This window comes from Methanoculleus sp. DTU007 (genome assembly GCF_001512385.1).
GTDB classification, from domain to species: domain Archaea; phylum Halobacteriota; class Methanomicrobia; order Methanomicrobiales; family Methanoculleaceae; genus Methanoculleus; species Methanoculleus thermophilus.
The window spans coordinates 25,313-32,308 of the sequence record NZ_LFRO01000103.1; the positions used below are offsets into that span (position 1 = coordinate 25,313).

The 6,996-nt window shown below is 61.0% G+C and carries 9 protein-coding genes; 1 reads left to right on the forward strand and 8 read right to left on the reverse strand.

What is annotated here, in order from left to right:
• Positions 1-4: 4 nt before the first annotated feature.
• Both ACI94_RS10640 and ACI94_RS10645 read right to left on the reverse strand, forming a co-directional pair.
• Entirely contained in the window at positions 5-1,021 is a 1,017-nt protein-coding gene (locus tag ACI94_RS10640) for a hypothetical protein (RefSeq protein ID WP_066958058.1), read from the reverse strand.
• Positions 1,022-1,057: 36 nt separating this feature from the next.
• Entirely contained in the window at positions 1,058-1,450 is a 393-nt protein-coding gene (locus tag ACI94_RS10645) for an STAS/SEC14 domain-containing protein (protein ID WP_066958060.1), read from the reverse strand.
• A gap of 133 nt (positions 1,451-1,583) precedes the next feature.
• Here ACI94_RS10645 and cls point away from each other — a divergent pair, with 133 nt between their 5' ends.
• Positions 1,584-3,014 carry a cardiolipin synthase gene (cls, locus tag ACI94_RS10650; protein WP_286681404.1) on the forward strand — a complete coding sequence of 477 codons (1,431 nt, stop codon included), beginning with the start codon at positions 1,584-1,586 and terminating at the stop codon, positions 3,012-3,014.
• A 6-nt stretch (positions 3,015-3,020) separates the two neighbouring features.
• Here the strand turns inward: cls and ACI94_RS10655 are convergent, their stop codons facing one another.
• The 6 genes from ACI94_RS10655 to ACI94_RS10680 all read right to left on the reverse strand — a co-directional run.
• A complete protein-coding gene (locus tag ACI94_RS10655) occupies positions 3,021-3,887 on the reverse strand; it encodes a PHP domain-containing protein (RefSeq protein WP_066958064.1) in 867 nt (288 codons plus the stop codon).
• An 82-nt stretch (positions 3,888-3,969) separates the two neighbouring features.
• The gene (locus ACI94_RS10660; RefSeq protein ID WP_066958066.1) at positions 3,970-4,356 is read right to left on the reverse strand and encodes an STAS/SEC14 domain-containing protein; all 387 of its coding nucleotides are present in this window, start codon (positions 4,354-4,356) and stop codon (positions 3,970-3,972) included.
• A gap of 42 nt (positions 4,357-4,398) precedes the next feature.
• Positions 4,399-5,013: a hypothetical protein gene (locus tag ACI94_RS10665; protein ID WP_066958068.1), complete on the reverse strand. Its 615-nt coding sequence runs from the start codon at positions 5,011-5,013 to the stop codon at positions 4,399-4,401.
• Complete coding sequence (locus ACI94_RS10670) at positions 5,010-5,615, reverse strand: hypothetical protein (protein WP_286681405.1); 606 nt, start codon at positions 5,613-5,615, stop codon at positions 5,010-5,012. The genes ACI94_RS10665 and ACI94_RS10670 overlap by 4 nt, the downstream gene beginning before the upstream one ends.
• A 95-nt stretch (positions 5,616-5,710) precedes the next feature.
• On the reverse strand, positions 5,711-6,232 hold the full coding sequence (locus ACI94_RS10675) for a DUF1269 domain-containing protein (protein ID WP_066958073.1): 522 nt from the start codon (positions 6,230-6,232) through the stop codon (positions 5,711-5,713).
• Between the two features lie 70 nt (positions 6,233-6,302).
• On the reverse strand, positions 6,303-6,996 hold a 694-nt coding region (locus tag ACI94_RS10680), incomplete at its 5' end, for an AI-2E family transporter (RefSeq protein ID WP_273259273.1).

The following is a 6,996-nucleotide window of genomic DNA, read 5'->3' on the forward strand; positions in this document are numbered from 1 at the left end:
GGCTCTAAGGGATAAAAATAACTCCGCCCACGGAAGACTGCCAGGCCCGGGTGATCCGCGCGACCTTCCCGGCATCTCGCTTCTCGAAGAGGTCCAGAGCGGTAAGGTCGACTTCTGGCGGAAGAACGGTCGAAAGCAGCCTCAGATCTCCCTGATAGACCGCCGCCTCCTCTGTATCGGCGATCAGGATGGGATCGCGCGCGACCGGGTTGCGCCGGAGGTCGTCGTAGGACCGGTGCATCGTCACCTCCCCGATCTTGAGGAACTCGCGGTTCAGGTGGAGGTTGCAGGCGGTCCAGTAGGCGGCCGCGTACCAGGCGTCGTTGCAGATGACGCGCGGGACACCCATGCGTGCGGCGGCTAGCCCGAGGGTTCCGGCCCCCGAGCACGCGTCGACGAAGACCCGGGGCCGGTGCTCCCTGATCTGGCGTTCGAGGGAGAGGATCTTTTCGTCACGGTTCCGGGGGAACTCGATATGCAGGACCGATTGCTGCTTGTAGACGGCGATCGGTCCTGCCCGCGTCGGAAAGATATCGGCCCGGACGTCGCAGCCCGCAAGCAGGGTATGGGTCGTGGGCGCCGCGTCGGTATCGTTGATCCCCGGTGTCCCTGGGCCTGCTTTGACGACACCCTTAACCTCCGGGACCGTATCGATCAGGCGTGCTGCCGCCCGCTCTCCTATTGCCCTGGAGAGAAGGACGAGCGATCGCGGCGGGAGATAGGGAGGCCTCCGCATGGCGTAGCCGGGATGGACGAGCGGTGTCCCGACGGCGGCGAGGGGTTCGGTCCCGGCAAGATCCCCTTCATCGACCATCACCCGGTAGATCTCGGCAAAGACCTCGTCGATGAACCGTTTCCCGCAGGTGGGACAGGGTTCTGCCGGATCGATACCGGGCGGCGGGCTTTGTTTGTCGTAGACGAGCCCCATGCAGTCCGGGCAGGGGGCGAAGCGTTCCGGCAGATCGGCAAGGAGTTTGCGGGCCTCGGTGAGGCAGTCGTGCCCGCAGACGGGACAGTGCATACACGATTCTGTTGGGGCCCGCAGCATATAGGTGTATCACGCGGCCCGCGGCACGACCACGAGCCCCTCCCTGAGCCAGCCCCAGGCATCCCGAAGACGCCCCTCAGGGAAGTAACGGACATCGACGTCGACGAAACCGACGAAGAGACTCGGTAATCGATTCATCCATTCCCGCCACCGTTCCCCGCCGACGACGGCGATCCGATCGACACTCTTGAGCCCCGGCCACTGCCTGAAGGCGTCCCAGCCCTCCCCCGGTCTCCAGCTGCGGAAACCCTCGATCTTAAAGAGAATCCGGACGTTGTCGTGGTCTTCCATTGCTCGTGTAAGTTCAGGTATCAGGATGGTGGCGTAATCACTCTCACTCATTTTTCCATCGAACCGGAACCCGATCACACGTCCTGAACTCTCTCTCATCCGGTCAAGCATGGGTCCTCCTATAACTTCCAGAGAGAAAAAACCTCTGCCGGATAGGGGTGTCGTTCCGGCAAGGAACACTGATATATCCCTATACGAGTATTCCTCTGGTAGCGCCCGGTTCCGGCAGGGAGACAGTGGCACGATGGGACCTGAGTTCTTACTTGCGGTCATCCTGGTCATCAATGTCGTATTCGCCGTCATCATCGTCTTTTACGAGCGGAGAAACCCGATAGCGGCGGTGGCCTGGCTGATGGCCCTCTTCCTCATTCCTCCGATAGGGTTCGTCCTCTATCTCTTCTTCGGCCAGAACTACACCCGGCGGAGGATCTGTGCTATGATGGAGGGAAGAGACCTCCTCCGGGATCTCCTCCTTGCGCAGGAGCGCACGTTTTCCGATCCCCGTCACCGGTTCACCAGACCAGAGGCAGACGAGTTTCGCGAGACGATCCTTCTCCTCCTTCGCAACGACCGGGCGTGCCTGACCGAGAAGAACCACCTCGATCTCTACACCCGCGGCGAGGATATGTTCGAGGCGCTCTTTGCTGCAATCAGGGGGGCGCGCCACCACATTCACCTGGAATACTTCATCGTCAACAACGACGACCTCGGTCGGTCGGTCATCCGTGCCCTCGCAGAGAAGGCCCGGGAAGGCGTCGAGGTCCGCCTCCTCATCGACGCTATGGGGGTCCGGGTCGGGGGAGGGTCCCGGGCCGCGTTCTCGGAGCTTACGGAGGCCGGCGGGAAGATCGGTGTCTTCCTTCCGGCGATCTACCGGTTCAACTACCGCAACCATCGAAAGATTGTCGTCGTCGACGGGACGCTCGGCTTCATCGGCGGGTTCAACATCGGGGACGAGTATCTCGGAAGAGGGCCGCTCGGCACCTGGCGCGACGCGGCCGTCCGGATCGTGGGAGATGCCGTCAGGATGCTCCAGTACCGGTTCCTCCTCGACTGGAACTACACAACCGGTGAGCGCCTAGAGCCCGGACCTCTTTACTTCCCTGACCCGGGATCCTCCACCGGCACGACCCCCGTTCAGATCGTCTCCGGGTGCCCGGGCACCCGGTGGAATCCGATAAAAGAAGGCTACATCAAACTGATCAACTCCGCCCGGGAGTCGGTCTACATCCAGACGCCCTACTTCATACCGGACGAGAGCGTCATGGATGCCCTGCGGCTCGCCGCTCTCTCCGGGGTCGATGTCCGGATCATGATCCCCTGCAAACCCGACCACCCGTTCGTCTACTGGGCGACCCTCTCGTTCATCGGCGATCTCCTTGATTCCGGTGTCCGGGCCTACACATACGATGACGGGTTTTTGCATGCAAAGACGATCGTCGTCGATAGAAAAGCAGGGTCAATTGGGAGCGCGAACTGGGATATCCGGAGTTTCCAGTTGAACTTCGAGGCGAACGCCTTCTTTTATGACGCGAGGATAGGGGCCGAGTTTGCGCGGAGATTCGAAGAGGATCTCGTCATCTCCACCGAGATCACCCCGGAGCGCTACCGGGCGCGGTCCATCCGGGTCCGGATGAAAGAGTCGATATCCCGTCTTTTTTCGCCCCTCGGCTGAGAGCGTTCACCGGTTCAGTTGCTCCTCGACAAACTTCCGGATCCGGGGGATACTCTGCTCCCAGCGCGCCTGAAGAATCGGGACGGTGTAGATGATGTGGTGCGGGAGGACTGCAGTCCCCATCACGGCTTTCTCGACGAGCGGCCGCTCACGGCCGATGACGACCGTCTCCCTCTTACGGATGGCATCGAGAAGTTCGTCCACCGTCTCCGCCTCGGCACAGGTGACGACCCCGCCGAGCTCGTGGAGGAGGTGGCCGTCGGTCCCGCCGGTCCGCCCGAGGTCGTGGGCGAGAGCGAGCCGGGCGGCCTTCAGGTTATGGGAACGGGCCATCCCGCCGCAGATCACCTCAAGAGCGTCGAGGCGGGAGAAGACCTCCTCTCCGATGCACCTGCCTGCGACGCACCGCTCGACCCCGCGGTTCAAGAAGGCGTAGCCGCAGGGGTGCGCCTCGACGGCGATGCAGGAGTAATCCTCCCGGCGATCGAGGATATCGGGGGTGTCGAGGCGTATGGCGGTGAACGGACCGTTCCTCCGGTTCTTCTCGATGTGGCGCCGGTAGAAGTCTAAAAGATCGGCGACTGAGTAGAAGTAGAAGAGGAGGTGCGGACCATCGTTCGCGCTGACCTCGATCCCCGGGACGAGGGGGACCCGGATCCCCTGCCTCCTTGCCTCGACGACACCGCTTGCCTGGTTGTGGTCGGTGATCGCAAGCCCGATCCCCTGCCGGGCCGCGAGTTTCAGCGCGTCCCGGACGCGGGTGGGTGAGTCGGAATGCCGCGTATGGAAGTGGAGGTCTACAGGGAGAAGCCCAAGGCGCCGGATCTCTTCTGGTTGGGGTTTTTGGAATATAATATCTTTATAATAGTGCATGGGATCGCTGTTCTGTCGATCATCGGTTGGTCGCCCGGGATGAAAAAGAATTGCCTGATCTCTGAAATCGGCTAAACGGCTTCTATTCCGCCTCCAGGGTGATAGGTTCCCGCAGCCAGTCGATGGCGGCGTCAAGGTGGTCGTTTGTGAAGTAGCGGACATCGATTCCGGTAAAACCGACAAAGAGCCCGGGCAGGTGGTTCATCCATTCCTCCCACTTCTCCCCGCCGACGATCGCGATCCGGTCGACTATCCTCATCCCCGGCCAGTCCTTGAGGGCCTCCCAGTACCCGTGTGCCCTCCAGCCGTGAAAATCAACGATCTGGAAGAGTATCCGGAGCGTCGGATGGTCTTTTCGTGCCTTCTCAAGCGCCGGGATCAGCGTCCCGGTATAGTCGGTCTCCGTCATCTCACCGTCGAACCGGAACCCGACGATGCCTCCCGCACCCGTCTCCATCCGTTCAAGCATGGCGCTCCCTCTCCGGGCTGCATCAGAAAAAGGTTCCGGTTCTCACCCGGCCTGCCCCTCCCCCGGGGTCACCATCCTGCCTGTGATCTCCTCTTTCGAGTACCGGGAGAGGTAGCGGTTCCCGGCAAGCGCGACGACGATCGACCCGATGAGGACGAAGATCATATCGAGCATGGTATCATCGAGGCCGTGCTGGAGGTTTGTCCCTAGGATTGTATCGAAGGTCCACTCGTAGATCTCCCAGAACCCCTCCATCGCCATCGCGGCTATGATGATGAACCCGACGATCATCCACCTCGAGAGGTTGAGCCGGCTGAACCGGTCGAGGAGGAGGACAATGACGAAGGCAAGCACCGAGACGGTTATACCGGAGACGAGGTGGGCGATCTTGTCGTAGTAGGGGTAGTAGATATCGTAGAACCCCCGGATCTCGCCGGCGATATGGAAGTAGAGTGAGAGGGCGATAAGAAGGTTGACCTCCCAGGGGAGCGTGAGGCTCAACCGGCGGGTGAGGACGGTCGGGACGAGTGTCAGGCCGAGCGCGACAACACCGGTAAAGACCTGCGAGTATTCACCGAGCGAGAGCGCAAGGAGGACGTTTCCGGCGATGAGGAACTGGAAAAGGTAGGCGAGGTAGAGGCCGAGGGGTCTCTTCATAAAGGAGTATTGGGCAGCGGTCCGTAAACACCTTCTGCTCTATTATCACTCCCTGACCCGGATCTCGATCTCCGAGAGTTTTTCGTAGATCCGGCGCCTCTCCATCTTGCGTCGGTAGTCGTAGAGGAAATACTCGTAGGTTCCCAGACGGTCACCCAGATCAGGATGGTGGTAAGGCCGGTGAGCATGGTCAAGGGGGCGTCAGTGAGGTACATGGCAGCGAAGCCGGCAATCACCAGGGCGACCGGCACGGTGAATAGGGCAACGGTGATGCTGGTCCATCCTTCCCGGCGAGAGACCCGCATATCGTTGTCGGGATCGGCCAGCCGGAATGAGAAGTGCCGCCGGATCGCCTCAGGAAGGAGTTTGGCCTCCCCCGGGGAGAGCGACCCCCGCGGAAGGCCTATGGTGATGGCGGCGATCTTTTTGACGTTGTACCCGTTGAGGTAACTTACGATGTACTCTTCGGCGAACTCAGTGATCTCCCGCGTGGGGAGGGGAGACGGGTCATCCGGGTCGAGAAGTTGATCCAGCGATTTGAATCGGAATTCGATCTCGAGTGCCCCGTCCTGTTCGGTCTCTGTGACCCTGACTTCCCGCATTTTCTGTGTTTTCCTCCGGATTTGTATTACGGTGCGATGAAGATCTGTCCCGGGATATCTGGCGCCATCAGTAAAAAAGTGTGGGGTGTTGACGCTCACGCGGCAGGTGGCGGAACTTCCATTTTTGCCGGTGTGCCGGCGCCGAAAGCTTCGCGGAGGTTCGCCTCCTCCTTCTCCGAGAGTGACGTCCGGATGACGTGTCCGCCGTACTCCTTGATGGCGTCGACCACCTTGTCCGGCGTCATCTTCTTGACGAGCAGAAAGACCGCGGAGTTGCCCGGCCTGACGCTCTCGGCGACTTCTTTGATGAATTTATCGTCGATGCCGTAGTCGGAGAACCGCCCGGCGAGCGCCCCGGCGATCGCGCCGATGGCAAGCCCGAAGATCGGGGCAAAGAAGATCAGACCGATGAGAAGCCCCCAGAATGCCCCCGAGAGTGCTCCCATACCGGCAAGGTTCGTAGCCTGCTTGATCTCGGTCTTGCCGTCCCGGTGGTGGACGACGACCACCAGGTCCTCCAGTTCGATGATGTGCTCCTTTGAGAGATCGGCAAGCCGGTCTCTGACACGGAACGCGGTATCCTCGCCCTCGTAGGCGATGGCTATCAGGTCACTCATACCATTCTCCCCTGCATGAGGCGCATCCGGGATACGATGGAGTGTATATAAGACCTGCGGTACCCGGCCCTTACTCCCCTTTCCCGGCGCTCATCAACTCCCCGATCCACCGTGTCTCCTCCCAGCTGTCGAGGAAGAGTTTCACCGCGATCGTCAGGGGTATGGCGAGGAAGACCCCGACTGTTCCGAGGATGAGCCCCCAGAAGACGACGGAGAAGAGGACGACGAACGGCGAGAGGTTGAGTTCCTGTCCGGCCATCCGGGGGAGGACGAGATTCTCGGCGGCGGCGTCGATGAGGGCGATGGCGATGATGACGGCGAGAGCTCCAACCGGCCCGAACTCGATAAAGGCGAGGAGGGTCGGAGGGATTGCGGCTACGACGAGACCGATGTAGGGGACATAACTCAGAACGAAGGCGATGAATCCCCAGAGGATCGCGAAGTCGATCCCGAGGAGGGCGAGGAAGATCCCGGTCCCTGCTCCGGTGATCAGGTTCACTTTCGTCCTGACCACCACGTAGTCGATGAGGAGCCTGCCCGACTGCGAGAGGTGCTGGTAGAGGGCACTCTCCGCCCCGAGATGCCGCTTGAGGGTGGCCGAGAGTCGGGGGGCTTCAATGAGCAGGAACCCGATCCCGACAAAGACCAGGAAGGCGTCGACGGCGAGACCCCCGATCTGCTGGGCAATCCCGGCAATCTGCTGAATGACGAACCCCTGGTCGATGTAATCCCATACCGTGAAGTTGCCAAGATCGATGCCGTAG

Coding starts and splice junctions, on each gene's coding strand:
- ACI94_RS10640 (WP_066958058.1), bottom strand. CDS start 1,021: ATGCACTGTCCCGTCTGCGGGCACGACTGCCTCACCGAGGCCCGCAAA.
- ACI94_RS10645 (WP_066958060.1), bottom strand. CDS start 1,450: ATGCTTGACCGGATGAGAGAGAGTTCAGGACGTGTGATCGGGTTCCGG.
- cls (WP_286681404.1), top strand. CDS start 1,584: ATGGGACCTGAGTTCTTACTTGCGGTCATCCTGGTCATCAATGTCGTA.
- ACI94_RS10655 (WP_066958064.1), bottom strand. CDS start 3,887: ATGCACTATTATAAAGATATTATATTCCAAAAACCCCAACCAGAAGAG.
- ACI94_RS10660 (WP_066958066.1), bottom strand. CDS start 4,356: ATGCTTGAACGGATGGAGACGGGTGCGGGAGGCATCGTCGGGTTCCGG.
- ACI94_RS10665 (WP_066958068.1), bottom strand. CDS start 5,013: ATGAAGAGACCCCTCGGCCTCTACCTCGCCTACCTTTTCCAGTTCCTC.
- ACI94_RS10670 (WP_286681405.1), bottom strand. CDS start 5,615: ATGCGGGAAGTCAGGGTCACAGAGACCGAACAGGACGGGGCACTCGAG.
- ACI94_RS10675 (WP_066958073.1), bottom strand. CDS start 6,232: ATGAGTGACCTGATAGCCATCGCCTACGAGGGCGAGGATACCGCGTTC.